The following is a 25,042-nucleotide window of genomic DNA, read 5'->3' on the forward strand; positions in this document are numbered from 1 at the left end:
GGACGTTCGTCAAGCCGTTCGTGGACGGGGGCCAGGCTTGCGAGGCGTCAGTTCAGCAGCGGGGACCAAGCGGGGTCGGAGCCGAAGCCGGGGGTCTGAACCAGCTGCTCGTTGCGGCCGGTGATGTCGATCGAATAGATCTTCGGGCCGGCGCCCTGATCGCGGAAGAACATCAGCACGCGGCCGTTCGGCGCCCAGGTCGGGCCTTCGTTGTGGAAGCCCTCGGTGAGGATGCGCTCGCCGGAGCCGTCGGGGCGCATCACGCCGATCGCGAACTTGCCGGCGTGCTGCTTGGTGAAGGCGATGAGGTCGCCGCGCGGCGACCAGACCGGCGTCGAGTAGCGCCCCTCTCCGAAGGAGATGCGCTGCGCGCCGCCGCCGCCGGCGCTCATTTTGTAGATCTGCTGGTTGCCGCCCCGGTCGCTTTCGAACGCGATCTGCGTCCCATCGGGCGAATAGGACGGCGAGGTGTCGATCGCCCCCGAGTCCGTCAGTCGGGTCGTCGCTCGCGAACGCAGGTCCATGCTGTAGAGGTTGGAGTCGCCGCCCTGCTGCAGGCTCATGATCACCTTCTGGCCGTCGGGCGAGAACCGCGGCGAGAAGGTCATGCCGGGAAAATTGCCGACCTGTTCGCGCTGGCCGGTCTCGATGTTCAGAAGATAGACGCGCGGGTCGCCCCGCCCGAAGGACATGTACGTGATCTCTTGCGAGGTCGGGCTGAAGCGGGGGGTCAGCACCAGTTCGTCGCCGGCGGTGATGTAGCGCGAGTTGAAGCCGTCCTGGTCCATGATGGCGAGGCGCTTGATGCGCTTGTCCTTCGGGCCGCTCTCGGCGACGTAGACCACCCGGGTGTCGAAATAGCCCTTCTCGCCGGTCAGCCGCTCATAGATCATGTCGGCGATCAGATGCGCCACGCGCCGCCAGTTCTTGTCGGTGAAGAACTGCTGCCCGTCGAGCTGGTTGCCCACGAACACGTCCCACAGCCGGAACTCGGTGCGGATCCGTCCGTCGCTCTGCCGGACGACCTGCCCGGTCACCAGCGCCTGCGCGTTGATGATGCGCCAGTCGCCGAAGCGTGGCGGCGCGTCGAAGTTCGAGATCTTTTCGATGAAGGCGCGCTTGTCGATCGGCGCGAACAGACCCGAGCGCTTGAGGTCGGCCTCGATCACGCCGGCGATGTCGCGCGCAAGCTGAGGATCGCCGCCATTCGCCAGAAAGTCCGGGATCGCGATCGGCAAAGGCTGGACGTTGCCCTGGTTGATGTCGATCGACACCTCCGCGCGGGCCGGCTCCGCCAACGGCGCGGCGACGGCGGCGAACGCGAGGGCCGCGAGGGCGGCGGCGCGGATCAGAGGGCGGATCGAAAGCGTCATCGGGCTCTTCCGGATGGGGCGCGGGGCTTCGCCGGTGGACGGACGAAGCCAGGAAAATCACGAGGGGCGGCGCCGCCGACGGTCTGCGCAGTGCCTGCCCAGTGCGGCGAAGCCAAGGCGACGTTCATCCGCCGATCATGTCCTTGGGATCGAAATTGATGTTGACCGTTCGCCAGTAGTCATAGGCGTCGGCCGGCAGCCTCAATGGCGCGCAGCGGCGAACCGCGCGGGTCGCCGCGTCCGCCGCGGCTCGGAACGCCGGGTTCGACGAAGAGTTCGTGACCTTCGGGCCGGCCTCGATCTCGCCGTCGGGCGTCAGCGTGAACTGCACTTTGACCGCGAGGCTTTCGGCGTTCGAGGAGCCGACGGGCGGGTTCCAGCACTGCATGACCTGCTCGCGCACCGCGTTGTCGATTCCGACCCGCGCGGACATGGAGAGCTTGCTCGCCGTTCCGCGGCTGGTGCCGGCTGTCGTCTCAGGCGCGGCCTCGCGGCCGGTCGCGGCCTTGCGGCTGGGCTCGCGGATGTCCTTCAACGCGCTTTGACTCGCAGACTTTTTCTCGCCGAGCAGGCTTGCGATCTTGGACGGGTCGAACTTGCGCTCCGCCGCCTTGGCCGCTTCGGCCTTAGCCAGTTTCTCGGCCTTCTCCTTGGCGGCCTTCTCGGCCTCCGCCTTCGCGAGCTTTTCGGCTTCCGCCTTTTCCTTGGCCGCCTTCTCGGCTTCGGCCTTCGCGAGTTTCTCGGCCTTCTCCTTGGCGGCCTTCTCCGCTTCCGCCTTGGCGGCCTTTTCAGCGGCGGCCTTCGCCTGCGCGTCCTTTTCCGCCTCGGCTTTGGCGAGCTTCTCGGCCTCGGCGGCCTGGGCGAGCTTCTCCGCCTTCTCAGCCGTGGCTTTTTCGGCGGCGGCCTTGGCCGCCTTTTCAGCGACCGCCTTCTCCTGCGCCGCCTTCTCGGCCTTTTCCGCCTTCTCGGCCTTCTCGGCCTTCTCCGCTTCAGCTTTCGCGGCCTGCGCGGCCTTCTCGGCCGCGACCTTCGCGGCGTCGGGCTCGGCGGGCTTGGGCTTCGGAGGCGCTTCGGCCTGCGCGGGCGCGGGAGCCGGCGGAGGCGGAGGCGCCTTCACCTCTTCCTTGGCGACGGGCGTGTCGTCGTCGACGGGATCGGACTCGGCGGCCGCGACCTCCTCGGTCTTCTGTTTCGGCGCATCGACCGTCTTCGAGGTCTTCGACCCCTTGGTCATGGCGTCGAATTCCTGAGGGGTCAGGATCTCGATCGGCAGCGCCTCGGTCGGCGCCACTTCGAAGGGCGTCGCAGAACTCAGATTGAGGAATCCCCATGCCAGCACGAGGACGTGCGCGGTGGAGGAGACGACGAGCCCGGGACGCACCTTCAAGGCGTCAGCTCCCCTGCTCCAGCTCGCTGATGAGCGCGACGCGGCGGAAGCCGGCGCCGTTGAGCGCGCCCATTACCTTCATCACCTGGCCGTAGTTCACGTTGCGGTCGCCCCGGACGTAGATCCGTTCCTCGTAGCCAGAATTCGTGATGGCAATGAGGCGCGGCGCGATCTCGTCGATGGCGATCGGCGTCTCCTGCAAGAACACTTCGCCCTGCGTGTTGATCGAGATCGTCAAAGGCTCCTTCTCTTCGTTCAGCGGGTTCGCCGACGTCTGGGGAAGGTCGACCGGGACGCCTACGGTCAGCAGCGGCGCCGCCACCATGAAGATGATCAGCAGGACAAGCATGACGTCGACCATCGGCGTCACGTTGATCTCGGACATGACGTTGGTGCGGCGGCGCCGGCGCGCGCCGTGAGATCCCGATCCGCCGCCTCCCGCGCTCATGCCCATGGGTCAGGCCCGCTCGTCGATCTGGCGCGACAGGATCGCGGAGAACTCGTCGGCGAAGCCCTCCATACGGCTCGCCTGGCGCGTCACCTGGTTGGAGAACTTGTTGTAGAAGATCACGGCCGGAATGGCGGCGACGAGCCCGATCGCGGTCGCGAACAGCGCCTCGGCGATGCCCGGCGCGACCACCGCGAGCGAGGTGTTTTTCGAGGCGGCGATCGACTGGAACGACGTCATGATGCCCCAAACCGTGCCGAACAGACCGATGAAGGGGCCGGCCGACCCAACCGTGGCGAGCACGAGCAATTTGGATTCCAGCCGCTCGACCTCGCGGGCGATGGTGACGTCGAGCACCTTGTCGATGCGCTGCTGCAGGCCTGCGATCGACTTGCCGCCGCTTTCGTAGGAGCGCTTCCACTCCCGCATGGCGGCCACGAACAGCGCGGCCATCGCCGAGTTCGGGCGGTTCAGCAGCGAGCGGTACAGCTCCTCGAGGCTCTGGCCGGACCAGAAGATTTTCTCGAACTTGTCCATGTTGCGCTTGTTGCGCGTAAACAGCAGCTGCTTGTCGACGACGATCGCCCAGCACCACACCGAGGACGCCAGAAGTCCGAGCATGACGAACTTCACGACGAAATGGGCCTGCAGGAACAGGCCCAACAGGGACATGTCGGGCGTGGGCATCGTCAGGTCGTCTCCCGTCTTCGCGACCGAAGCCGCAATCGCCGACCACGCGCGCCGCGGCTGTCGGCCGCCGGCGCCGCACGTCTCGACCCAAGGCTCGGAGCGACCGCGCTACTGGCGCGCCAATGTGTTGAAACTGCGACCCGATCCCGCAGGGCTTGCTTGTTCATGGCTCGTCAAGGTTAAGACGGCGTTACCGAGCGGCGCTGTGGCCCGGACGCACCATATGCCCGGACCCATGTGCGCCAGGGTCCGGCCGGAGGCTATCGATGACTGACGCGTGGACCGGTTGCCGGCCGCAGCTGATCGCGGGGCTGGCGAGCCTTGCGATCATCCTCGCCGCCGCGCCCGCCGTCGCGCAAACCGCTTCGACGGTCGCGGTCCAGGCGGTGACTCCGACGGGCGACGGGCGGGCCAAGGTCGCGGAATGCTCCGGCGTCGCGATCGCGCCGGACCTCGTGCTGACCGCGGGCCACTGTCTCGACGCCATCACTCAGCCGTCGCAGGTCGCGGTGTTCGCCTATGACGGCGCGGCGCCGAAGCCGCCCTTCGTGGCCGTCGCGGCCTTCGCGCGCCGGCCCGGCCATGTCATCGGCTGGCGAAGGCAGGCTGGGGACCCCTCGACGCGGCGCCGCGAGATCGCGGCCGACCTCGCGCTGCTGAGGCTCGGGCGTCCGTTGGCGACCGGCTCCGCGCCCCTCGCCGAAACGCCGAAGGAGCCGATTGCAGGCGGTTCGTTCTCGGGCGTCGGCGCCTCGGCGGCCGGCGGCCGGGGCGGCCGCATGAAGCGCGTCACCCTGTCGTCGATCCGGCTCGCGACCGGCGAAGGCGCGCAGGTCGCCTTCGCGAGCGCCGCGGCCACCGTGTGCGGCGGCGACAGCGGCGGTCCGGTCTCCGCCGGCGACGGCCGCGTCTGGGGGATCGTCGCGGCTGTGCTGCAGCCCAAGGGCGGATGCGGCGCACGCATCGTGATCGCGCCGGTCGACCCGCAGTCCGAGGAGTTCCGGCGGATGCGAGCCGCCGTCCAAGCGCGCTGAAACCCTCGTTGTCGCTCGACGGACACAGACGGCGTCCCGCCTTGCGTCGCCTCCCTCCCCCGCAGGACGGGTCGGCGCCCGGCGTGCCATGGTGCGGACGAGTTCTGCGTCGCGACTGCGGGGAAGACGGGTGAGGCGAATGCGATCAAGCTTATGGCGTATCGGCGCGGCCGCGATACTATCCGTCGGTCTCGGCGCTCCTGCGTCGGCGCTGGTCGGCGGCTCCCCCACGCGCAGGAGCGACCCCCTGGCGCGCGCGACCGTGTTCATCACCGCTCTCACGCCGTCGGGGCACAACCGCGCGCAAGTCGGCAACTGCACCGGGGTGCTGATCGCCCCGGATCTCGTCCTGACCGCTGGTCATTGCCTCGCTGACCTCACCGGACCCAGCCTCGTCGTCGCTCAGTTTTTCGACCGGTCGAATCGCATCGCCGGGACCATTCAGGTTCAGGGCGGCGCGCTGCATCCCGACTTTTCCGGCCGCGCGCCGGCCGACGATCCCCGCCCCGAAATGCTGGGCGCGGATCTCGCGATCCTGAAGCTGGCAGAGCCCGCTCCGGCCAACCGATCGCCGGTCGCCATCGCCCGAAACCCGTTGGAGGCGGCCAAGCGGAGTTCAGTCCTATTGGGAGCTGGCCTGCATGTCGCCGCCGACGAGAACACCAGCGGTCAGCTCCGCGTCGCGCGGGTGGCCGCGGAAGTGGTGTCCGACGGGCCGACGGCGGTCGCTCTCGGCGTCGCCAAAGGGGCCATCTGCCGCGGCGACAGCGGCGGCCCGGTCGCCTCGTCCTCCGGCCTTTGGGGCGTGGTCATCGCGATCGTGCGGAAGAAGAACCTCTGCAACACGACCGTGTTCATGGCGGTGCTCGATCCGGACTCGCGCGCCTTCCGGACCATGCTTTCGCGCGCGGCGCAGCCTGAGTTCGCGCCGATCGACGACAGTCAGGCGCTCTGGACTGGAAACCACAACAACGGCTGAGCCAGCTAGGACAGCGTCCCGCCGGTCCCAGCTGGCGCGGCTGACGTCGAGCGCGTCATTCCGTCCGGAGCATCTGCTCGCGCATGCGGGCCGGCATGCGCGCCGGCCGGCCCTCGCGAAGATAGGCGCAAAGCACGCGCGCGGACGCGAGCGTCTCCCCGTCACGCGTCACCGTCTGGACGAGCGTAAGCGACGCAGCCTTGACGGATTCCGCCCAGGTTGTGACCGCGATCACGTCGTCCATGCGGGCCGGCCTGAGATAGTCGATCGTCAGGCTGCGGACGACGAAGCCTTCGGCGACCGTCTCGGCCAGGCGGCGATGGTCGAAATCGATCGCCCGCAGGATTTCGGTGCGCCCCCGCTCCATGAAGCGCAGGTAGCTCGCGTGATAGACCACGCCCGAAAAATCCGTGTCTTCATAGTAGATCCGCAGCGTGAGCACGTGGCGCACGCCCTCCATCCGGCCTCCGAGGCCGTCGGTCAGGCTTGCCGTCAAAGGATCAGTCCTCATCCCCGTCGAAAAGCGGCATCTGGGCTGCGGAGGTCGGCGCCGCAAGCCCGAGATGGGCATAGGCGCGCGCCGTCAGCATGCGGCCGCGCGGCGTCCGCTGGATGAACCCCTGCTGCAGCAGATAGGGCTCGATGATCTCCTCGATCGCGTCCCGCGGCTCCGACAGCGCCGCCGCCATGGTTTCGACGCCGACCGGCCCGCCGCCATAGTTCATGGCGATCGAGGCGAGGTAACGGCGGTCCATGGCGTCGAGCCCCAGGTCGTCGACGTCGAGCAGCTTCAGCGCGCGATCGGCCGCGGCGCGATCGACCTTGCCGTCGCCCTCGACCGAAACGAAATCGCGCACGCGCCGCAAGAGCCGACCTGCGATCCGCGGCGTGCCGCGCGCCCGCCGCGCGATCTCGCGCGCGCCGTCCGTCGTCATCGGCAGGCCAAGCACCCGGGCGCCACGCGCGACGATCAGCTCCAGCTCTTCGACGGTGTAGAAATTGAGCCGGATCGGAATCCCGAAGCGGTCGCGCAACGGCGTGGTCAGCAGACCGGCGCGGGTCGTGGCCCCGACCAGAGTGAACTTCGACAGATCGATGCGCACGGAGCGCGCAGCAGGGCCTTCGCCGATGATCAAGTCGAGCTGGAAATCCTCCATCGCGGGGTAGAGGATTTCCTCGACCGCCGGGTTGAGGCGATGGATCTCATCGATGAACAGGACGTCGCGCTCCTCCAGATTGGTGAGCAGCGCCGCGAGGTCGCCGGCCTTGGCGATGACGGGCCCGGACGTCGCGCGGAACCCGACGCCGAGCTCGCGCGCGACGATCTGCGCGAGCGTGGTCTTGCCGAGGCCGGGCGGCCCTGCGAACAGCACGTGATCGAGCGCTTCTCCCCGCGCTCGCGCGGCCTTGATGAACACCGCGAGATTTTCGCGCGCCTGCGCCTGACCGGTGAAGTCGGCGAGGGTCTGCGGCCGGATCGACGCGTCGAGCGCGTCGTCCTCGCGGATGCCGGGGTCGCGAAGCGGGCTTACGGTCATGCGGCCTTCGCGTGGCTGGATACGGCTTCGTGATACGGTATCGGAGGCCGAGTGGAAACCGGCCGCCGCCGACGCTCCAGGCGCCCCGGCAGCCTCCCGAACCAGCATTCCACCGGTCTGACGCCTTGCGCTCCTGCCTCCTCCACATCGGCACGCCGAAGACCGGCAGCACGACGATTCAGGGCTTTCTCGCCAGCTGCCTCGCGGCGCTCGCCGCGCGTGGCGTGGACGTGCCCGACCTCGGCTATCCCGACATCGTCCGGGCCCATCGGAAGCTCGCCGACGGCCTGCGAGGCGAAACCGATCCCGCGCAGCCGGCGACCGAACCCTGGATCGCGCTCGACCGCCGGCTCGCTGAAACCGAGGGCGATCTCTGCCTGTCGCGTGAGACGATCTGCCAGCATCTCGCCGCCCCGCCGCGGCTCGCCTTCGTGCGCGGTTTCTTCGCCCGCCGCGGCATGCGCCTGCACGTGGTCTCCTATGTCCGCGACCACCCGAGCTTTCTCAGCGCCCTCTACGCCCAGCACGCCAAGAACATGCGGATGACGGAGGAGTTCGACGCCTGGCTGGAGCGGATTCTGAGCGATCCGCCGGCCCGCCTCTCCTATCGCCTGATGTTCCGGAACCTGCTCGCGGCGAATGATCTCAGGTTTACCCTCCGGCCGCTCGAGGCCGTCGGCGGCGACGCGCTCGTGGCCGACTTCTGCGAACTCCTCGGCCGTCCGGACATCGACCGTTCGGGCTTCGATCCGAAGCCCTTCCGCAACGCGACGCCGGGGCCGAAGGCAATCGCCGCCGGCGTGCTCGGCGCCCGGACGCTCGCGGCGCGTGGCGTCGAGGCCTATGGAGACCCTCGGTTCGCCCAGGCGCTCGAAGCCGTTGCGGCCGAGCGCGGCTGGTCGGAGCGACCGTTCTTCGGTCCCGACGAAACGGCCGCGGCGCGCATCGAGCGCCGCTTCGCGGCCGGCGACGACGAGGTGGCGCGCCTCGCCTGGGGCGGGCGCTGGTCCGATCACGTCTCCCGCGCGCCTCGGACGCGCCATGCGATGACGATCGCGGACGTCCCGAAGCGGGACCGCGACGAGATCGAGGACGCGGCGCGCGACGCCGTCGACCGCGTCCTGGGCCGCTCTTTGCTGCAGCGGCTCGGTTTGGGACGTCGCGGCGGCGCCTGACGGGTCGCTCACCCCTTGGCGAGCTCCTTCAGCCCGCCTCGGATCAGCGTCTCAGTCGTCGCTCCGTCGCCCTGCGCCTTCATCGCCGTCGCGATCGCGGCGCTCGCCTGCGGACCGCCATAGCCGAGATTGACCAGCGCCGAGACCGCGTCGCGCGCCGGCGCCGGGCCCCTCGCCTCGGCCATGTCGCCGGCGAGCCGCGCGAAGCCGGGATCGACATCGGCGAACAGCGGGGCCTTGTCGCGAAGCTCGGCGGCGATCCGCGCGGCGACCTTCGGGCCGACGCCCGGGGCGCGCGCGATCGCAGCCTTGTCCTGCAGGGCGATCGCGGTCGCGAGGTCGGAGGCGTCCAGCGTCGACAGCACGCCAAGCGCGACCTTGGTCCCGACGCCCTGGACGGTGTTCAGCAGCCGGAACCACTCGCGCTCGAGATCGGCGACGAAGCCGAACAGCTGGATCCGATCCTCGCGGACATGGGTCTCGATCGACAGCCGCGCAATCTCGCCCGCGTTAGGCAGACGGCCCAGCGTCTTCGACGAGCAATGCACGACATAGCCGACGCCGCCGACGTCCAGGATGACCCAGTCCGGACCGACGGAGTCGACCGTTCCGGTGAGCTTTCCGATCATGCGGAGACCCTCAATGCGGCGAGCCGCGCCGCCGCGCCGCGGTGCTGGGCGTGGCAGATGGCGATGGCGAGCGCGTCGGCGGCGTCAGGTCCCTTCACGATCGCCTTCGGCAACAGCACCGCGATCATCGCCTGGATCTGGCGCTTGTCGGCGTGGCCGGCGCCGACGACGGTCTTCTTGATCAGGTTCGGCGCGTATTCCGCCACGCTAAGGCCCGCGAGCGCCGGCACGAGCATCGCGATCCCCCTCGCCTGCCCGAGCTTCAGCGTGGAGGCGGCGTTGACGTTGACGAAGGTCTCCTCCACGGCCGCTTCGTCAGGGACGTGCTCCGCAAGCACCGCGACGAGGCCGGCGTGGAGCCCGGCGAGACGGACGGCGAGAGGCTGCGTCTCGTCCGTCACGATCACGCCGGCGGCCACGAAGGACAGCCGCGTCCCCTCGGCGATCACGACGCCCCATCCGGTCCGCCGAAGTCCGGGATCGACGCCAAGGATACGAATCGGACGCGCGCTCATGCCGCGATCTAGCGATCCAAAGCTTAAGGAACACAAGTGGAACGCGGGTCTCGGGCGCGAATTCCGTCGTGGGCGCCGTCAGCCGTAGCGGCGCATCGCTTCGATCGTGAGGCCGGAACCGACGGCGCCGAAGATGTCGCCCTCCACCACCGGTGCGTCCGGAACGGTTCTCACGATCGCCGCGCGGACATGCGGCAGCCGCGTCGAGCCGCCGGTGAGGAACACGGCGTCGATCGCATCCGCGCCGACGCCGGCGGCCGCGAGGCAGCGGATGATGCGGTTCTCGATCTTCTCCGCAAGCGCCGCCGTATCGCGCTCCATCCGGGCGCGGGTCATCACCGCCGAAAGCCCCGGCTCGAGCCAGTTCAACGCCAGCGCCGTCTCGCTGTCATCCGAGAGGCGGATCTTCGCCGCCTCGACCTCGGCCGCGAGCCCGTGGCCGCGTTCGTCCTCGACCACCCGGATCAGCCGGTCGATCAACTCGGGATGGGCGGATTCGCGGCGGACCTCGCGGATCTGGCGCACCGAGCGGCCGTCATAGAGGCGGTTGATCTCCGACCAGGTCGACAGTTCATGGAAGTAGCTCGAAGGCGCCTCGAGCTCCCGCCGCTTCATCGGCGAGCGGTATCCGAGCAACGGCATCACGGCGCCGAGGCTGAGCCGACGGTCGAAATCGACCCCGCCGACGCGCACGCCTTCATTGGCGAGGATGTCCGCGGAGCGGTCCTCGCGAGCGTGGCGGTCTGGCCCGAGCCGCACCACGGAGAAATCCGACGTGCCGCCCCCGATGTCGGCAATCAGCGCAAGCTCTTCGCTGGCAAGCGTCCGCTCATAGTCGAGGGCGGCCGCGACCGGCTCATACTGAAACGAGACGTGCCGATAGCCGAGCGCATGCGCGACGTCCCGAAGGACGGCTTCAGCCCGCGCGTCGCCCTCCGGATCGCCGTCGACGAAATGCACCGGCCGGCCATGGACGACGGCGTCGAGCTCCTGGCCGCTCGCGGCCTCCGCGCGGCGCTTCACCACGGCGAGGTAGCGGGCGATGACCTCGCGGAACTTGACGCGCTCGCGCCCGACCTGGGTCGCCTCGTCGATGAGAGACGTGCCCAGCACGGATTTCAGGCTGCGCATCAACCGGCCGGGCTCGCCGTCGAGATAGGCCGACATTGCGGCGCGCCCGATCTTTGGCGCGGCCTGAGGGGCGAAGAAGATCGCGCTCGGGACGGTGGATTCGTCGCCCTCGAGCCGCGCGAGCTCGGGCCGGCCGTCGACGGCGACGCCGAGCGTGGTGTTGGACGTGCCGAAATCGAGGCCGCAGGCGGTCATGGGAGTCGGAGCTCTTAAGGGGGCGGACCTCCTAGCCGGACGAAAACCTCGGCGTCTAGTCCGGGAGGATCAGGATTCAGGATCAACGCGGCTTGAGCTTGCGATCGGACCAGCCGCCCGCCACTTCACATCAGGCGTCCGACTCGCGAGGCGAAGAGGCATGACAGAGACGCTGTCGCTTGTCGGACTATGCGTCGTCGGGCTGTTGATCTGGGCCGTGGCGGAAATCCTCGGCGAGGCCTTTCTCGGTCTTGTCGGCTATTGGACGGCGCGTCTTCTGCTTCCGCTGCTGACGGGCGGTCGCGTCCGTGCGTCCGGATTGCGGGATCAGCCCAAGGGCCTCGACGCCGCCGGCAAACGCGCTCGAGAGGACGGCTGTATCATCCTCAGCATTGAATTCACGGCAACCGCAGGCTTGGCGATCTGGATATCGGCGCTGGCGATGCTGATCGTCATCGCCTTCGGGCGGTCCGGTTTTGCGACCGGTTGCTGATCGGCCGCACGCGCCAGTGGACGAAGCGCCCCGCGGTTGCGCAACTCAGTCGGCGCCAACCGTCGTAGAGCCCTGCGGGAAAGATTCGATCGTCCTGCGGCGCAATGCTAGATCAGCGCGTGGTCTCACCCGGCATCGACGCGACGCTCGCCCTCGCTATCGGCATCGCGCTGCTGTCAGGAGTCGTGCGCGGTTTCTCGGGCTTCGGCAGCGCCCTGATTTTCGTGCCGTTGATCTCGGCTCTGTATGATCCCGCCCGCGCCACGCCGGTTTTCTGTCTCATCGACGCCGCCCTGATGGCCCCGATGGCTGTCGGCGCGTTCAAGCGCTGCAGCTGGGGCGAGGTCGCGCCGATGGCGTTGGCTACGGCGGCCTTCACGCCGGTCGGCGTCTATGCGCTGGTCGTGATCGATCCAGTCGCGTTGAGATGGGCGATTTCGATCGCGGTCGCCGCCGCCCTTGCGCTGCTCGCGAGCGGGCTGCGGTACCGGGACCGTCCCCACATCGCACTGACGCTCGGGGTCGGCGCAGTCGCGGGCGTGCTCGGAGGCTCGGCGCAGATCTCCGGCGCGCCGATCGCCGCCTATTGGTTGGCCGGACCCGGCGAGCGCGGAGCGATCCGCGCCAACATGATCGCGGTGTTCGCCCTGGTGTCCTTCGCGACCTTCGCGTCCCTGCTCAAGGCCGGACTCCTGACGGCGGAGGTCCTGCGACTCGCGATCTGGTTGGGTCCCGCCTACGGGCTCGGCATCGTTCTGGGCGCCCGCCGGTTCGTCGGCGCCACCGACGCCGGCTACCGGCGCGCGGCCTATGGGGTGATCTTCCTCGCCGCCGCGCTGTCGACGCCGCTTTGGGACGCCCTCTGGCGTTAGTCCGCTGGGCGCACGCCCGCCGGACTTCCAGCCCACGCGCCGTCCTGACAAGCGGACCGCGCTCGGGCTCAGACGCTCAGGCCTCCAGCTTCGCCATCACCTCGTCGGAGATCTCGTAATTGCCATGGACGTTCTGGACGTCATCGTCCTCGTCCAGCGCGTCGATGAGCTTCATCAGGCTCGCCGCCTTGTCCTCGTCGAGGGGGGTCGTCGTCGTCGGGCGCCACACGGCCTTGACGCTCTCGGCCTCGCCGAGCGTCGCCTCCAGCGCCTTCGACGCCTCGTTCAGATCCTCGAAGGCGCAGGTGATGACGTGGGCCTCGTCGTCGGAGGCGACGTCCTCGGCCCCGGCCTCTATCGCGGCCTCGAGCACGGCGTCTGGGGTGCCGGCCTTGGCGGGATAGACGATCTCGCCCACGCGGTTGAACATGAAGGCGACCGAGCCGGTCTCGCCCAGCGCGCCGCCGGACTTCGTGAAATAGGAGCGGACCGCCGACGCCGTGCGGTTGCGGTTATCGGTCAGCGCCTCGACGATGAGGGCGACGCCGCCGGGGCCGTACCCCTCATAGCGGACCTCTTCGTAATTCTCGCCGTCGGCGCCCGACGCCTTGTTGATGGCGCGCGAGATGTTGTCCTTCGGCATCGACTGCGCCTTGGCGGCGTTGATCGCGAGCCGGAGGCGCGCGTTCATGTCCGGATCCGGCAGACCGGCCTTGGCGGCCACCGTGATCTCGCGCGCGAGCTTCGAGAACAGCTTCGCCCGGACCGCGTCCTGGCGGCCCTTGCGGTGCATGATGTTCTTGAACTGGGAATGGCCTGCCACGGCGGGGCTCCGGCTGGTCCGGACGCCCGGGTCGCCCTTCGGGCGCGCGCGGCGGGACGTCCGCTGATGAGAAGCCGGCCTTATAAAGACGCCGACGGACGAAAGAAAGCCGTCTCCGAGTTGCTTTCCGGCCGCGTCCGCCATGGCCCAGCCATGCACACAGCGCGGACGCGCCATGCTGCGCCGCGATATCACGAGCACAAGACGAGTGCGCCGCGATCGGACTCCCCTTTCGGAGGCCACAGCGATGCCCAAGAGAATGATCGCCATTTCTGATCGCTCTGGCGTTGCTCCAATTTTAGATCCCAGCGCTGATCGCAAGCTTCGATCAAGCCATGCGCTGTCATTATCAGTCATTTACCAGTGCATAAGAGGGTTTGCATGCGTATCTCTGGTTCGCACCGCGTCGCCACGCCCCGCGCGAAATCAATCGAGATTATCTATGACGCAAGTCGCGCCACCACTGAAGAAGTCCAAGTCCGCCGGCGGCTGGGGCGCCCTTCGCAGTTGCGGCAAACACCTGCTGGCGAGCGGCTCGGCGCTGACCGGCGCCAAGGCGCTTCTCAAGGCCAATCAGCCGGACGGATTTGATTGTCCGGGCTGCGCTTGGGGAGACCCTGAGCACGGCTCCTCTTTTGAGTTCTGCGAGAACGGCGTGAAGGCCGTCGCGTGGGAATCGACGGAGAAGCGCGCGACCCCCGCCTTCTTCGCCGATCACACCGTGAGCGAACTTCGCGGCTGGAGCGATTACGAGCTCGAGAACCAGGGCCGCCTGACCCAGCCGATGCGCTACAACCCGGTGACAGACCGCTATGTGGCGGTCGGCTGGCATCAGGCGTTCGCCGAGATCGGCGCTGAACTGCGCGCCCTGGCGAGCCCGAACGAGGCGGAGTTCTACACGTCGGGCCGCGCCTCGAACGAGGCCGCGTTCCTTTATCAGCTGTTCGCGCGGGTCTACGGCACCAACAATTTCCCGGACTGCTCGAACATGTGCCACGAGGCGAGCGGCATCGGCCTCGTCCAGGCGATCGGCGTCGGCAAAGGCACCGTCGAGCTCGAGGATTTCGAACACGCCGACGCCATCATCGTGATCGGCCAGAACCCCGGCACCAACCATCCGCGGATGCTGGGCGACCTGCGCCGGGCGGCCCAGCGCGGCGCACGGGTGGCGGTGCTGAATCCCGTGCGCGAGCGCGGGCTCGAACGCTTCTCCGACCCCCAGGCCAAGATCGAGATGCTGCGCGGCGGATCGACCTCGATCGCGAGCCACTACTTCCAGCCCAAGCTCGGCGGCGACATGGCCGCGATCCGCGGCGTCGCGAAGATCGTGTTCGAGCGCGACGCCGCTATGCAGGCCGCAGGCGAGCCGAGCCTGCTCGACGAGACGTTCATCGCCGAGCACACGATCGGCCTCGACGCCTGGCGCGCGATGGTGGACGCGACCGGCTGGGGCGACATCGAGGACCAGTCCGGCCTGACGCGCGACGAGATCGAGACGCTGGCCGAGGTCTATCTCGGCGCCGAGCGGGTGATCGCCACCTGGGCGATGGGCGTCACCCAGCACCGCCATTCGGTGGCCACGGTGCGCGAGATCGCGAACCTGCTTCTGCTCCGCGGCCATATTGGCCGGCCGGGCGCGGGGCTCTGCCCCGTGCGCGGCCACTCGAACGTCCAGGGCGACCGCACCGTCGGCATCAACGAGCAGGCGCCCGAGTGGTTTCTGGCGGCGCTCGAGCGGGAGTTCGGCGTCTCCCTGCCGCGCGCGCCCGGCCACAATGTGCTGGCCGCCATCACGGCGATGGTCGAGGGCCGCTCGAAGGCCTTCATCGGCCTCGGCGGCAATTTCGCGCGCGCGACGCCCGACACGGCGGTCGTGACGGAGGCTCTCCGCCGCTGTCGCCTGACAGTGCAGATCGCCACCAAGCCGAACCACAGCCATCTCGCGGTGGGCGAGGTCGCCTATCTCCTGCCCTGCCTCGGCCGCACCGAGATCGACCGCAACCCGGCGGGCAAGACGCAGATCGTGACCGTCGAGGATTCGATGAGCATGGTTCACGGCTCGGGCGGCATCAACAAGCCGGCCTCGCCGCATCTGCTGTCGGAGGTCGCCATCATCGCCGGCATCGCAGCGGCGACGGTGGGCGGCGACGCGATCGACTGGGCGGGCATGGCCGCCGACCACGACGTCATCCGCGACCACATCTCGCGCGTGCTCCCCGGCTTCGAGGACTACAACGTCCGCGTCCGCCGGCCGCGCGGCTTCCGGCTGCGCAACCCCGCCGCCGAGCGGATCTGGGAGACGCCGTCGAAGCGCGCCGAATTCCTGGATTCCGCGCTTCCCGTCGAGATCGAGCATCAGGCGGCCCGGCGGCGCCCGGGCGCCTATGTGCTGCAGACGTTCCGCAGCCACGACCAGTACAACACCACCATCTACGGCCACGACGACCGCTACCGCGGCGTCTATGGCGAGCGTCGCGTCGTGTTCGCGAACGCCGAGGACATCGCGGCGATGGGCGCGGAGCCGAACGGTCGGGTCGACGTGGTCGGCCTGCACGATGACGGCCGCTACCGCGTCGCCGAGGATTTCCGGCTCGTGGCCTACGACATCCCGCGCGGTTGCGTCGCCGGCTACTATCCCGAGCTCAATACGGTCGTGCCGTTCTCGGAAGCGGGCGACCAGTCCGACACGCCGCTCTCGAAGTCCGTGATGGTGACGTTCCGCCCCCGGGAGATCGCGGCGTGAGCGTCGATCCCGAGCTCGACGCCGACGACTTCATGGCGGCGGTCCAGGCGGTCGTCGCGCGTGCGCCGGCGCTGTCGCCGCTCGACGCTGGTCTGCTGGTCGCGCTGGGCCATGGCGTCATCGCCGACACGCGCGCCTTCGCGAAGGCGTTCGGGATCGCCCACGCGCTCGCGCTGCGCGCGGCGAGCGAGCTCGCCGAAGGCGCCGGATATGTCGAGGCGACTGCGCGTGACCCGCGGACGCAACGCACCCGGCTCACGCTGACCGAGTCCGGCCGCCGCCTGCTCGCCGGCGAGCGAACCCTGATCGCCGCTTGAGCTCAGAATTCAGGAACTCAAGCGCCGCCCCTCTCCGAAGGAAGGCGGCGGACCCTACCCCTGTTCCCAAAACTCCGGCAGGGCCTGGCTGAGGCAGCCACCGATCCTGACGGGCGCGATGCGGCTCGCCAGACCCCGCCCGTCGAGCTCGACCGCAAGGCCGGAGAGCGTCGCTTCGCCCTCAGCCGGCTCGAAGCGGCCGGACGGGAGCTTCGCCAGAAAGCGTTGAAGCGGCTCGTCCTTCTTCATGCCGAGCACGCTGTCGTAGTCCCCGCACATGCCGGCGTCGGACATATAGGCCGTGCCGCCCGGCAGGATGCGCTCGTCCGAGGTCGGCGTGTGGGTGTGGGTGCCGACCACGAGACTGGCGCGGCCGTCGAGGAAGGCGCCGAAGGCCTGCTTCTCGCTCGTCGCCTCCGCATGGACGTCGACGATCACCGCGTCGGCCGCGATCCCGAGCGGGCAGGCCTCCAATTCGGCGTCGACCGCGCGGAACGGGTCGTCGAGCGCCGGTCCCATATAGACCTGCCCCATGACGTTGACGACGAGCACGCGCATTCCGTTCCGCGCCTCGACCAGCGCCGCCCCGCGGCCCGGAGTGCCCTTGGGAAAGTTGACCGGCCGGATGAGCCGGTCGGCGCGCTCGATGAAGACCAGCGCCTCGCGCTGGTCGAAGGAGTGGTTGCCGAGCGTGACGGCGTCGCAGCCGGCGTTGATCAGCTCGTCATAGATCGCCTCGGTGATGCCGAAGCCGCCGGCCGAGTTTTCGCCGTTGATGACGACAAGATCGAGCCTCCAGCGCTCGCGCAGCGCCGGCAGGCGTTGAAGCACCGCCGTGCGGCCAGAGCGGCCGACGATGTCGCCGAGAAAGAGAAGCCGCATCAGGCCTGCGCCCGTCCGACGGCTCGATAGCCGTGCTCGGTCAGCAGGCCGTCCAGCGGCTGGTCCCACGCTTCGGTCGGAACGTGCTCGACTTCCTGCGCCGCGAAGGCGAGACCGACCGCGAGCGTGGGTCGCCGGGCGCGGAGCTTTTCGAGCGTGCGGTCGTAGAAACCGCCGCCATACCCGACCCGCCGGCCTGCGCCGTCGAAGGCCGCGAGCGGCACGAACAGGAGGTCGGGCTCGACCTCCGCCGCTGTCGGGGGCGGCTCCTTCAGGCTGAAGGGACGGTCGTCGAGCGGATCGCCCGGCCGCCAGTCGCGGAACATGAGTGGGTGGCCTTTGGCTGCGATCACCGGGAGGCAGAGGGGCACGCCAAGCGCGGCCAGAGCGTCCGCGAGCGGGGCGGTGTCGATCTCGCCCTTGACCGAGATGAACAGCGAGACCCGGGCCGGCTTCTCGCGCGCGACGACCTCGGCCCCCGCCGCGGCGACCGCTGCGCCCGCCGCCTGCCGCGTCTCGACCGACAGCGCGGCGCGGGCGGCCAGAGCCCGGCTCCGCAGCGCCGCCTTATCGGCGTCGGCTGCGGGCGTTGCGCGGGCGGGCTGGGTCATGAAGGACCGAAAGAAAAGTGCGGAGCCACGATGGCCGTTGGAGTTTCGATCCCGGGACACCTACAGAGTAGGTGGGCGCCGTTTTGATCAAGACCACGGTCGAGACCAGGGACAGCTCCCGTTCGGAATCGTAAGGGCCCGGGGATTCAAGTTTCCTGACGCACCCCGCAGCACCGCTCGACCAAGATAGGCGAGCCGCGCGCGTCGCGCCAGTGGCGAAAGCGTCGCCGTCGACGCTTACTCGCGCCGCGTTCCCTCCGCGAGCTCCGCCGCCATCCGCTCGAGCCGGGCGGCGGCGTTGGCGATCTGCTCCGCGACGTCGGTGTGACGGGCGTCGAAGGCCTGCACCGCGTCCTGGTCGGCGGCCTTGAGGGCGACGATCTCGGATTCCAGCGACGCCTGGCGACGCCCGGCCTCCTTGAGCTCGTCGGCCATCATGATCGAGGTCATGACCGCGAGGCGGATGTCGCCGACCTCGCCGAACTGCGCCTTCAATTGCGTGTGGCGTTCGTCGACCGCCCGGCCGAGCGCGAGCAGGTGCTCCTCCTCGCCCTCGCCGCAGGCCATCTTGTAGTCGCGTCCGCCGATCTGGACCGTCACCTGCGCCATGCCGATCAGGCCTCTGCTTCTGCGAGCACGCTCTCGACAATCGCGATCGCGCCGTCGAGCCGCCGGCCGATCTCCTCCGCGGTTTCCTGTCGCGTCCGTTCCGCGGCTTCGGCCTGGGCGGCGGAGACGTCGAGAAGCTCGGCGAGCCGCTGCCGGTCGTCGGAAAAGGCCGTGAGTTCCTGCTCGCGGGCGCGGGCGGCGTCGGCGGCGTCCAGCGCGCGCACGACCGCCGCCTCCGCCGCCCCCAGCGCCTGGTCGAGACGCCGCAGCGCCTGATCGAGCTCGCTCACACCCAAACTCCCTTGCACGCCCGGCCTGACCGTCGGAAATCCGCGTCCAGGCAATGCGTTGCGCGGCCGACTTTAAGAGAAAGCCCAAAAATCCGTCAATCCGCCGGGTTTCGTCCTCCACCGGCGAATTGGATGGCGAGACCGCCATCGGTCGGCGGCGCCGCGTATTGACTTGCCCCGGCGCGCCCTTAAACGTCCCCGCCCGGACACGAAGGATCGATCTCCCGCCATGACCGAAGCGATTACGCCCCGCCGGATGGCGAACGCGATCCGCGCGCTCGCCATGGACGCGGTTGAGAAAGCGAATTCCGGCCACCCCGGCATGCCCATGGGCATGGCGGACGTGGCGACGGTGCTGTTCACCAAGATCCTGAAATACGACGCGACCGACCCCTTCTGGATCGACCGCGACCGCTTCGTGCTGTCGGCCGGCCACGGGTCGATGCTGCTCTACGCCCTCCTTCACCTCATCGGGTCGAAGGAGATGACGATCGAGCAGATCAAGAACTTCCGGCAGGTGGGGTCGAAGACGCCGGGCCATCCCGAGCGAGGCCACACCGAGAGCATCGAGACCACCACCGGTCCGCTCGGCGCCGGCATCTCGAACGCCGTCGGCTTGGCGCTCGCCGAGCGCATCCTCGCGGCCGAATACCCGACCGTGTTCAACCATCGCACCTTCGCGATCTGCTCCGACGGCGACCTCATGGAGGGCGTCAGCCAGGAGGCGATCGCGATCGCCGGGCACTACCGGCTGAACAAGCTCGTCTTCCTCTACGACGACAATTCGATCTCGATCGACGGCGCCACCTCGCTGTCGGACTCGGTCGACCAGATCGCGCGGTTCAAGGCGTGCGGCTGGAACGCGGTGCGCATCGACGGGCACGACCCCGAGGCGATCGAGGCGGTGCTCAAGACCACCGAGGGCGTGAGCCGCCCGACGCTGATCGCCTGCAAGACCACGATCGGCTTCGGCGCTCCGAAGAAGGCCGGCACGGAAAAGGCGCACGGCTCCCCGCTCGGCGCGGAAGAGATCGAGGGCGCCCGCAAGGCGCTCGACTGGCCCTACCCGCCCTTCGAAATCCCCGATGACGTCCGTGACGCCTGGCTTCAGGCCGGCGCCCGCGGCCAGCCGGCCCGCAAGGAGTGGGAGAAGCGCTTCGCGGCTCTCGACGAGGCCGTCCGCTCCGACCTCGAGCGCCGGCTGCATGGCGACCTGCCTGAGAGCTTCGGCAAGGCGATGGCCGACTACAAGGCGAAGCTCTACGCCGAGCCCAAGGAGATGGCGACGCGCAAGGCCGGCGAGGCCGCGCTCACGGTCGTCAGGGGCGAACTGCCCGAGCTCGTCTCCGGCTCCGCCGATCTCACGCCGTCGAACAACACGCTCACCAAGAACATGAAGGTCATCACGCCGGACGACTACGCCGGCAGCTTCATGCATTGGGGCATCCGCGAGCACGGCATGGCCGGCGCCGTGAACGGCATGGCGATCCACGGCGGCATCTTGCCGGTCGGCTCGACCTTCCTGGTGTTCTCCGACTATTGCCGCCCGCCGCTGCGGCTTGCCGCGCTGATGCGGATCCGGGTGATCCACGTGTTCACGCACGACTCGATCGGCGTCGGCGAGGACGGCCCCACGCATCAGCCCGTCGAGCACCTCGCTTCGCTGCGCGCCATTCCGAACCTCAACGTCTTCCGCCCCTGCGACACGATCGAGACCGCGGAGACCTGGGAGCTCGCGGTCGCCAGCAAGACGCGGCCGAGCGTGATGGCGCTCACCCGCCAGAACCTGCCGCAGCTGCGCCTGAAAGACGCCGGCGAGAACCTGACCGCCAAGGGAGGTTACGAGCTCGCCGCGGCCGAGGGCGTCGCGGAAGTCAGCCTGTTCGCCTCCGGCTCGGAAGTCAGTCTCGCGATGGAGGCGAAGACCGCGCTTGACGCGGCGGGGATCCCGACGCGCGTCGTCTCGATGCCGTGCTTCGAGCTGTTCTTCGACCAACCCGGCTCCTACCGCGCCGAAACGATCGGCACGACCCCCGTCAAGATCGCCGTCGAGGCTGCGATCCGGCAGGGCTGGGATGCGATCGTCGGCTCCGACGGCGGCTTCGTCGGCATGTCGAGTTTCGGGGAAAGCGGACCTTACAAGGAAGTCTACGCGAAGTTCGGAATCACGGCCGAGGCGGTGGTCGCGCTCGCCAAGGAGATGCGTGGTTCAGCGGCGTGAATGGACGTTGTGAACAATAGTCATGCGCAATTGCGAGAGCGCGCCGCCATATAGGACGCGGACGTCTTAAAGTCGGTCAGGAAGGCGGCGCTCAACGCCGCGGACCCAAAAGAAGGGAAGAAACGAAAATGGCGGTGAAGGTCGCGATCAACGGCTTCGGGCGCATCGGACGGCTGGTGCTCCGGGCGATCGTAGAATCCGGGCGCAAGGACATCCAGGTGGTCGCGATCAACGACCTCGGCCCGGTCGAGACCAACGCCCATTTGCTGCGCTACGACAGCGTGCATGGCCGTTTCCCCGCCGAAGTGACCGTCAATGGCGACGTCATCACGGTCGCCGGCCACGGCGACATCAAGGCGACCGCGATCCGCAATCCGGCCGAGCTGCGGCATGGCGAGCTCGGCGTCGACATCGCGCTCGAATGCACCGGCCTCTTCACCTCGAAGGAGAAGGCGTCCGCCCATCTCCAGGCCGGGGCCAAGCGCGTCATCATCTCGGCGCCCGGCGAGGGCGTGGACTTGACGGTCGTGTTCGGCGTCAACGCGGACAAGCTGACCAAGGACCACGTCATCGTCTCGAACGCGTCCTGCACCACGAACTGCCTGGCGCCGGTCGCCAAGGTGCTGAACGACGCGATCGGCATCGACCACGGCTTCATGACGACGATCCATTCCTACACCGGCGACCAGCCGACGCTCGACACCATGCACAAGGATCTCTATCGCGGCCGCGCCGCCGCGCTGTCGATGATCCCGACGTCGACCGGCGCCGCCAAGGCCGTGGGCCTCGTCCTGCCCGAGCTCAAGGGCAAGCTCGACGGCGTCGCGATCCGGGTGCCGACGCCGAACGTGTCGGTGGTCGACTTCAAGTTCGTGGCCAAGAAGCCGACCACCGTCCAGGAGGTGAACGACGCCATCAAGGCCGCCGCCGCGGGACCCATGAAGGGCATCCTCGACGTCGTCGACGCGCCGCTGGTCTCCTCCGACTTCAACCACAACCCGCATTCGTCGAGCTTCGCGCTCGACCAGACCAAGGTCCTCGAGGGCACCTTCGTCCGCGTGCTGAGCTGGTACGACAACGAGTGGGGTTTCTCCTCCCGGATGTCCGACACCGCTGTCGCGATGGCGAAGCTGCTCTGAGATGACGTCCGGTCCCGGGCCGGCGCGCGGGCTCACCGCGCGCTGGCGGAGCCTCGAAGGCCAGGGGATCGATCACGTGGTGATCACCCCTGAAGATCGCCGCATCGTCGCCCGCGGAACCGTGATCGGCGACCGGGGCGGCTCCCCTTACGGCGTCTACTACCGCATCGACCTCGACCCGGCCTGGCGCGTGCGCGAGCTCGCGCTCGGAACGGCGGACGGACGGGGCCTCCATCTGCTGTCGGACGGCGACGGCCATTGGTCGAACGGGACAGGCGAGCCTCTTACGGAGTTTGACGGCTGCCTCGACGTGGATCTCGCGGGCACGCCCTTCACCAACACGCTGCCGATCCGGCGCCGCGCGTGGCGCGAGGGAGAGCGCATCGAATTGCGCATGGTCTATGTGCCGTTCGATTCCTTCAGGCCGGTCGTCGACGCTCAGATCTACGCCTGTCTTGAGCCCGGCCGCCGCTTCCACTACCAAGCAGCCGACCGCAGTTTCGAGGCGACGCTTCTGGTCGATTCCGACGGTCTCGTGACCGACTATCCCAGCCTCTTCTCACGGATGCTCTGATGGCCGCCTTCAAGACCCTCGACGACGTCGACGTCGCCGGCAAGCGCGTGCTGGTGCGCGTCGATCTGAACGTGCCGATGGACGGCGGACAGGTCTCCGACGATACGCGGCTCCGCGCCATCCAGCCCACGTTGAACGAGCTCGCCCAGAAGGGCGCCAAGACCATCCTGCTCGCCCATTTCGGACGCCCGAAGGGCAAGCGCGACGAGAGCCAGTCGCTCAAGGTCGTCGTTCCGGCGCTCGAGAAGACGCTGATGCAGGACGTGGCTTTCGCCGACGACTGCGTCGGCGAAGCCGCCGAGGCGGCGGTCGCGAAGCTCACTCCAGGCGACGTGCTGCTGCTGGAGAACACCCGCTTCCATGCGGGCGAGGAGGCGAACGACCCGGACTTCGCGGCGGCGCTCGCGAAGCTCGGCGACCTCTACGTCAACGACGCCTTTTCCGCCGCCCATCGCGCGCACGCGTCGACGGAAGGGATCGCCCGGCTGCTGCCGGCCTTCGCCGGCCGGTCGATGCAGGCCGAGCTGGAGGCGCTGACGAAGGCTCTTTCGGACCCTGAGCGTCCCGTCGTCGCGGTCGTCGGCGGCGCCAAGGTCTCGAGCAAGCTCGATCTGCTCGGCAATCTGGTCGAGCGCGTCGACTTTCTCGTCATCGGCGGCGGCATGGCGAACACGTTTCTCGCAGCTCAGGGGCTCGATGTCGGCAAATCGCTGTGCGAGCGCGACCTGCTAGAGACCGCGACGGAGATCGTCGCCAAGGCGAAGGCGGCCGGATGCGCGATCGTGCTCCCCGTCGACGCGCGGGTCGCAAAGGAGTTCCGGGCGAACGCCGAGAACCGCGTCGCGGCCGTGGACGACGTCGGCGCCGACGAGATGATCCTGGACATCGGACCGAAGGCGATCGCGGAGGTGGCGGCCGTGTTCGCCCAGGCGAAGACGCTGGTCTGGAACGGTCCGTTCGGCGCTTTCGAGCTGACGCCCTTCGACGCCGGTACGGTCGCCGCCGCGAAGACGGCCGCGGAGCTGACCGAGGCCGGAAAGCTGCTTTCGGTCGCCGGCGGCGGCGACACGGTGGCGGCGCTGAATCACGCCGGCGTGGCGGACCAGTTCTCGTACGTCTCGACGGCCGGCGGGGCGTTTCTGGAGTGGCTGGAAGGCAAGGACCTTCCCGGAGTCGCAGCTCTAACAGCGACAAAATGATCCTGCAGCCCTATATAGAGCGCGAAGATCCCCACCGAACCCCGAGAGGACGATGAACGTCTCGACCCCGATCACCGGCGGACGCCGGCTCGCCATCACCCCGCGGGTGCGCGAAATCCTGTCCTGGTACGAAAGCGACAATCCGGGGACCAAGGGCAACATCGTCCGTCTGCTGATGACGGGAAAGCTCGCCGGCACCGGAAAGCTCGTCATTCTGCCCGTGGACCAGGGCTTCGAGCATGGCCCGGCCCGCTCGTTCTCCGTGAACCCGGCGGCCTACGACCCGCATTACCATTTCCAGCTCGCGATCGACGCCGGCCTCAACGCCTACGCCGCGCCGCTCGGCATGCTTGAGGCGGGCGCGGACACCTTCGCCGGCCAGATTCCGACCATCCTCAAGATGAACAGCGCAAATTCGCTGTCGCGTCTGAACGAGGACGCCGACCAGGCCGTCACGGCCTCCGTCGCGGACGCGGTCCGGCTCGGCTGCTCGGCGATCGGCTTCACGATCTATCCCGGCTCCGATCAGGCCTACGACCAGATGGAGGAGCTGCGCGACCTGGCGGCGGAGGCCAAGTCCGTCGGCCTTGCGGTCGTCGTCTGGTCCTACGCGCGCGGCGGCACGCTCGACAAGACGGGCGAAACGTCCGCGGACGTCATCGCCTACGCAGCCCACATCGCGGCGCTGCTCGGCGCGCACATCATCAAGGTCAAGCCGCCGACCGAGCACATCGCCCTCGCTCCGGCGAAGAAGGCCTATGAGAAGGGCAACATCGAACTCGGCACGCTTTCGGACCGCATCCGCGACGTCGTGCGGAGCTGCTTCAACGGCCGCCGCATCGTGATCTTCTCAGGCGGCGAGGCCAAGAGCGACGCCAACGCGGTGCTTGACGAGATCCGCCAGATCGCCGCGGGCGGGGCCTTCGGGTCGATCATGGGCCGCAATGCGTTCCAGCGTCCGCATGACGAGGCGGTGAAGCTGTTGAACGACATCATGGACATTTACGCCAACGCGTCCTGACGTCCACAGCTTCCGGACGGCGAAACACGCCGCCGTCCGGGTCATTACTTGTGACGCCCGACCCGCGCTCGCGGGACTGTCCGTTCCGGAATGTCGGCGACGGCGATCGGGCGTCACCGTAACTGCGCCGGCGTCTCGCTCCGGCCGTGGCGAA

At 68.7% G+C, this 25,042-nt stretch carries 26 protein-coding genes and 1 other RNA gene; 12 read left to right on the forward strand and 15 right to left on the reverse strand.

Translation table 11 applies throughout. The annotated features are described in order from the left end of the window. Positions 1–47 precede the first annotated feature (47 nt). The 4 genes from tolB to tolQ form a co-directional block, all read right to left on the reverse strand. Entirely contained in the window at positions 48–1,373 is a 1,326-nt protein-coding gene (tolB, locus tag ACO2RJ_RS15910) for a Tol-Pal system beta propeller repeat protein TolB (protein WP_423269105.1), read from the reverse strand. Positions 1,374–1,497: 124 nt separating this feature from the next. Next, positions 1,498–2,754 carry a cell envelope integrity protein TolA gene (tolA, locus tag ACO2RJ_RS15915; protein WP_423269409.1) on the reverse strand — a complete coding sequence of 419 codons (1,257 nt, stop codon included), beginning with the start codon at positions 2,752–2,754 and terminating at the stop codon, positions 1,498–1,500. A gap of 10 nt (positions 2,755–2,764) precedes the next feature. Further along, complete coding sequence (gene tolR, locus ACO2RJ_RS15920; protein WP_423269106.1) at positions 2,765–3,214, reverse strand: protein TolR; 450 nt, start codon at positions 3,212–3,214, stop codon at positions 2,765–2,767. 3 nt (positions 3,215–3,217) lie between these two features. Continuing rightward, complete coding sequence (gene tolQ / locus ACO2RJ_RS15925) at positions 3,218–3,895, reverse strand: protein TolQ (protein ID WP_423269107.1); 678 nt, start codon at positions 3,893–3,895, stop codon at positions 3,218–3,220. Positions 3,896–4,164: 269 nt separating this feature from the next. Here tolQ and ACO2RJ_RS15930 point away from each other — a divergent pair, with 269 nt between their 5' ends. After that, positions 4,165–4,932, forward strand: coding sequence for a trypsin-like serine protease (locus tag ACO2RJ_RS15930; RefSeq protein WP_423269108.1), 768 nt, complete (start codon positions 4,165–4,167; stop codon positions 4,930–4,932). Between the two features lie 139 nt (positions 4,933–5,071). After that, complete coding sequence (locus tag ACO2RJ_RS15935) at positions 5,072–5,911, forward strand: S1 family peptidase (protein ID WP_423269109.1); 840 nt, start codon at positions 5,072–5,074, stop codon at positions 5,909–5,911. A gap of 55 nt (positions 5,912–5,966) precedes the next feature. Here the strand turns inward: ACO2RJ_RS15935 and ybgC are convergent, their stop codons facing one another. Together ybgC and ruvB are read right to left on the reverse strand one after the other, a co-directional pair. Then, on the reverse strand, positions 5,967–6,407 hold the full coding sequence (gene ybgC / locus ACO2RJ_RS15940) for a tol-pal system-associated acyl-CoA thioesterase (RefSeq protein ID WP_423269110.1): 441 nt from the start codon (positions 6,405–6,407) through the stop codon (positions 5,967–5,969). 4 nt (positions 6,408–6,411) lie between these two features. After that, complete coding sequence (ruvB, locus tag ACO2RJ_RS15945; RefSeq protein WP_423269111.1) at positions 6,412–7,449, reverse strand: Holliday junction branch migration DNA helicase RuvB; 1,038 nt, start codon at positions 7,447–7,449, stop codon at positions 6,412–6,414. 125 nt (positions 7,450–7,574) lie between these two features. On the opposite strand from ruvB, the gene ACO2RJ_RS15950 reads away from it, so the two are divergent. Then, entirely contained in the window at positions 7,575–8,624 is a 1,050-nt protein-coding gene (locus tag ACO2RJ_RS15950) for a hypothetical protein (protein WP_423269112.1), read from the forward strand. 8 nt (positions 8,625–8,632) lie between these two features. On the opposite strand, the gene ruvA is transcribed toward ACO2RJ_RS15950, so the two are convergent. The 3 genes from ruvA to ACO2RJ_RS15965 form a co-directional block, all read right to left on the reverse strand. Beyond that, positions 8,633–9,253 carry a Holliday junction branch migration protein RuvA gene (gene ruvA / locus ACO2RJ_RS15955; protein WP_423269113.1) on the reverse strand — a complete coding sequence of 207 codons (621 nt, stop codon included), beginning with the start codon at positions 9,251–9,253 and terminating at the stop codon, positions 8,633–8,635. Beyond that, entirely contained in the window at positions 9,250–9,768 is a 519-nt protein-coding gene (ruvC, locus tag ACO2RJ_RS15960) for a crossover junction endodeoxyribonuclease RuvC (RefSeq protein WP_423269114.1), read from the reverse strand. Before ruvC ends, ruvA begins: the two co-directional genes overlap by 4 nt. Positions 9,769–9,846: 78 nt before the next feature. After that, entirely contained in the window at positions 9,847–11,094 is a 1,248-nt protein-coding gene (locus tag ACO2RJ_RS15965; RefSeq protein WP_423269115.1) for an Hsp70 family protein, read from the reverse strand. A gap of 160 nt (positions 11,095–11,254) precedes the next feature. Between ACO2RJ_RS15965 and ACO2RJ_RS15970 the strand changes: the two genes are divergently transcribed. Then, positions 11,255–11,587, forward strand: a complete 333-nt coding sequence (locus ACO2RJ_RS15970) for a hypothetical protein (protein ID WP_423269116.1) — start codon at positions 11,255–11,257, stop codon at positions 11,585–11,587. Positions 11,588–11,706: 119 nt separating this feature from the next. Next, positions 11,707–12,459: a TSUP family transporter gene (locus tag ACO2RJ_RS15975; protein ID WP_423269117.1), complete on the forward strand. Its 753-nt coding sequence runs from the start codon at positions 11,707–11,709 to the stop codon at positions 12,457–12,459. 76 nt (positions 12,460–12,535) lie between these two features. Here the strand turns inward: ACO2RJ_RS15975 and ACO2RJ_RS15980 are convergent, their stop codons facing one another. Beyond that, on the reverse strand, positions 12,536–13,282 hold the full coding sequence (locus ACO2RJ_RS15980; protein WP_423269118.1) for a YebC/PmpR family DNA-binding transcriptional regulator: 747 nt from the start codon (positions 13,280–13,282) through the stop codon (positions 12,536–12,538). Positions 13,283–13,724: 442 nt separating this feature from the next. Between ACO2RJ_RS15980 and ACO2RJ_RS15985 the strand changes: the two genes are divergently transcribed. Together ACO2RJ_RS15985 and ACO2RJ_RS15990 are read left to right on the forward strand one after the other, a co-directional pair. Beyond that, positions 13,725–16,025 (forward strand): FdhF/YdeP family oxidoreductase, encoded by a 2,301-nt coding sequence (locus ACO2RJ_RS15985; RefSeq protein WP_423269119.1) that lies wholly within the window; start codon positions 13,725–13,727, stop codon positions 16,023–16,025. Beyond that, positions 16,022–16,342 carry a hypothetical protein gene (locus ACO2RJ_RS15990; protein ID WP_423269120.1) on the forward strand — a complete coding sequence of 107 codons (321 nt, stop codon included), beginning with the start codon at positions 16,022–16,024 and terminating at the stop codon, positions 16,340–16,342. The genes ACO2RJ_RS15985 and ACO2RJ_RS15990 overlap by 4 nt, the downstream gene beginning before the upstream one ends. Positions 16,343–16,396: 54 nt before the next feature. Here the strand turns inward: ACO2RJ_RS15990 and ACO2RJ_RS15995 are convergent, their stop codons facing one another. From ACO2RJ_RS15995 to ACO2RJ_RS16015, 5 genes are all read right to left on the reverse strand, one after another. Continuing rightward, positions 16,397–17,224, reverse strand: a complete 828-nt coding sequence (locus ACO2RJ_RS15995; RefSeq protein WP_423269121.1) for a TIGR00282 family metallophosphoesterase — start codon at positions 17,222–17,224, stop codon at positions 16,397–16,399. Further along, a complete protein-coding gene (locus ACO2RJ_RS16000) occupies positions 17,224–17,835 on the reverse strand; it encodes a 5-formyltetrahydrofolate cyclo-ligase (RefSeq protein WP_423269122.1) in 612 nt (203 codons plus the stop codon). The genes ACO2RJ_RS15995 and ACO2RJ_RS16000 overlap by 1 nt, the downstream gene beginning before the upstream one ends. An 18-nt stretch (positions 17,836–17,853) precedes the next feature. Continuing rightward, positions 17,854–18,012: non-coding RNA, 6S RNA (ssrS, locus tag ACO2RJ_RS16005), on the reverse strand. Between the two features lie 60 nt (positions 18,013–18,072). Then, positions 18,073–18,444 carry a cell division protein ZapA gene (locus tag ACO2RJ_RS16010; RefSeq protein ID WP_423269123.1) on the reverse strand — a complete coding sequence of 124 codons (372 nt, stop codon included), beginning with the start codon at positions 18,442–18,444 and terminating at the stop codon, positions 18,073–18,075. Positions 18,445–18,449: 5 nt separating this feature from the next. Beyond that, entirely contained in the window at positions 18,450–18,734 is a 285-nt protein-coding gene (locus ACO2RJ_RS16015) for a DUF4164 family protein (protein ID WP_423269124.1), read from the reverse strand. Between the two features lie 229 nt (positions 18,735–18,963). Between ACO2RJ_RS16015 and tkt the strand changes: the two genes are divergently transcribed. The 5 genes from tkt (at position 18,964) to ACO2RJ_RS16040 (ending at position 24,888) form a co-directional block, all read left to right on the forward strand. Further along, positions 18,964–20,955 (forward strand): transketolase, encoded by a 1,992-nt coding sequence (tkt, locus tag ACO2RJ_RS16020; RefSeq protein WP_423269125.1) that lies wholly within the window; start codon positions 18,964–18,966, stop codon positions 20,953–20,955. 128 nt (positions 20,956–21,083) lie between these two features. Beyond that, positions 21,084–22,094, forward strand: a complete 1,011-nt coding sequence (gene gap, locus ACO2RJ_RS16025; protein WP_423269126.1) for a type I glyceraldehyde-3-phosphate dehydrogenase — start codon at positions 21,084–21,086, stop codon at positions 22,092–22,094. 1 nt (position 22,095) lies between these two features. Further along, positions 22,096–22,668 carry a putative glycolipid-binding domain-containing protein gene (locus ACO2RJ_RS16030; RefSeq protein ID WP_423269127.1) on the forward strand — a complete coding sequence of 191 codons (573 nt, stop codon included), beginning with the start codon at positions 22,096–22,098 and terminating at the stop codon, positions 22,666–22,668. Next, on the forward strand, positions 22,668–23,867 hold the full coding sequence (locus ACO2RJ_RS16035; RefSeq protein ID WP_423269128.1) for a phosphoglycerate kinase: 1,200 nt from the start codon (positions 22,668–22,670) through the stop codon (positions 23,865–23,867). Before ACO2RJ_RS16030 ends, ACO2RJ_RS16035 begins: the two co-directional genes overlap by 1 nt. Positions 23,868–23,919: 52 nt before the next feature. Further along, entirely contained in the window at positions 23,920–24,888 is a 969-nt protein-coding gene (locus ACO2RJ_RS16040) for a class I fructose-bisphosphate aldolase (RefSeq protein ID WP_423269129.1), read from the forward strand. The last annotated feature ends 154 nt before the right edge of the window (positions 24,889–25,042 follow it).

Source organism: Hansschlegelia sp. KR7-227 (assembly GCF_049446035.1).
GTDB lineage: Bacteria > Pseudomonadota > Alphaproteobacteria > Rhizobiales > Methylopilaceae > Methylopila.

Excerpts from the sequence above, each read along its gene's own strand:
- ACO2RJ_RS15995 (WP_423269121.1), bottom strand. The coding sequence starts at position 17,224 with ATGCGGCTTCTCTTTCTCGGCGACATCGTCGGCCGCTCTGGCCGCACG.
- ruvB (WP_423269111.1), bottom strand. The coding sequence starts at position 7,449 with ATGACCGTAAGCCCGCTTCGCGACCCCGGCATCCGCGAGGACGACGCG.
- ruvC (WP_423269114.1), bottom strand. The coding sequence starts at position 9,768 with ATGAGCGCGCGTCCGATTCGTATCCTTGGCGTCGATCCCGGACTTCGG.
- ACO2RJ_RS15965 (WP_423269115.1), bottom strand. The coding sequence starts at position 11,094 with ATGACCGCCTGCGGCCTCGATTTCGGCACGTCCAACACCACGCTCGGC.
- tkt (WP_423269125.1), top strand. The coding sequence starts at position 18,964 with ATGACCGAAGCGATTACGCCCCGCCGGATGGCGAACGCGATCCGCGCG.
- ACO2RJ_RS16000 (WP_423269122.1), bottom strand. The coding sequence starts at position 17,835 with ATGACCCAGCCCGCCCGCGCAACGCCCGCAGCCGACGCCGATAAGGCG.
- ACO2RJ_RS16040 (WP_423269129.1), top strand. The coding sequence starts at position 23,920 with ATGAACGTCTCGACCCCGATCACCGGCGGACGCCGGCTCGCCATCACC.
- ACO2RJ_RS15935 (WP_423269109.1), top strand. The coding sequence starts at position 5,072 with ATGCGATCAAGCTTATGGCGTATCGGCGCGGCCGCGATACTATCCGTC.
- ACO2RJ_RS15985 (WP_423269119.1), top strand. The coding sequence starts at position 13,725 with ATGACGCAAGTCGCGCCACCACTGAAGAAGTCCAAGTCCGCCGGCGGC.
- ACO2RJ_RS16030 (WP_423269127.1), top strand. The coding sequence starts at position 22,096 with ATGACGTCCGGTCCCGGGCCGGCGCGCGGGCTCACCGCGCGCTGGCGG.
- ACO2RJ_RS15970 (WP_423269116.1), top strand. The coding sequence starts at position 11,255 with ATGACAGAGACGCTGTCGCTTGTCGGACTATGCGTCGTCGGGCTGTTG.
- ACO2RJ_RS16035 (WP_423269128.1), top strand. The coding sequence starts at position 22,668 with ATGGCCGCCTTCAAGACCCTCGACGACGTCGACGTCGCCGGCAAGCGC.
- tolB (WP_423269105.1), bottom strand. The coding sequence starts at position 1,373 with ATGACGCTTTCGATCCGCCCTCTGATCCGCGCCGCCGCCCTCGCGGCC.
- tolQ (WP_423269107.1), bottom strand. The coding sequence starts at position 3,895 with ATGCCCACGCCCGACATGTCCCTGTTGGGCCTGTTCCTGCAGGCCCAT.
- tolR (WP_423269106.1), bottom strand. The coding sequence starts at position 3,214 with ATGGGCATGAGCGCGGGAGGCGGCGGATCGGGATCTCACGGCGCGCGC.
- ACO2RJ_RS16010 (WP_423269123.1), bottom strand. The coding sequence starts at position 18,444 with ATGGCGCAGGTGACGGTCCAGATCGGCGGACGCGACTACAAGATGGCC.
- gap (WP_423269126.1), top strand. The coding sequence starts at position 21,084 with ATGGCGGTGAAGGTCGCGATCAACGGCTTCGGGCGCATCGGACGGCTG.
- ACO2RJ_RS15930 (WP_423269108.1), top strand. The coding sequence starts at position 4,165 with ATGACTGACGCGTGGACCGGTTGCCGGCCGCAGCTGATCGCGGGGCTG.
- ruvA (WP_423269113.1), bottom strand. The coding sequence starts at position 9,253 with ATGATCGGAAAGCTCACCGGAACGGTCGACTCCGTCGGTCCGGACTGG.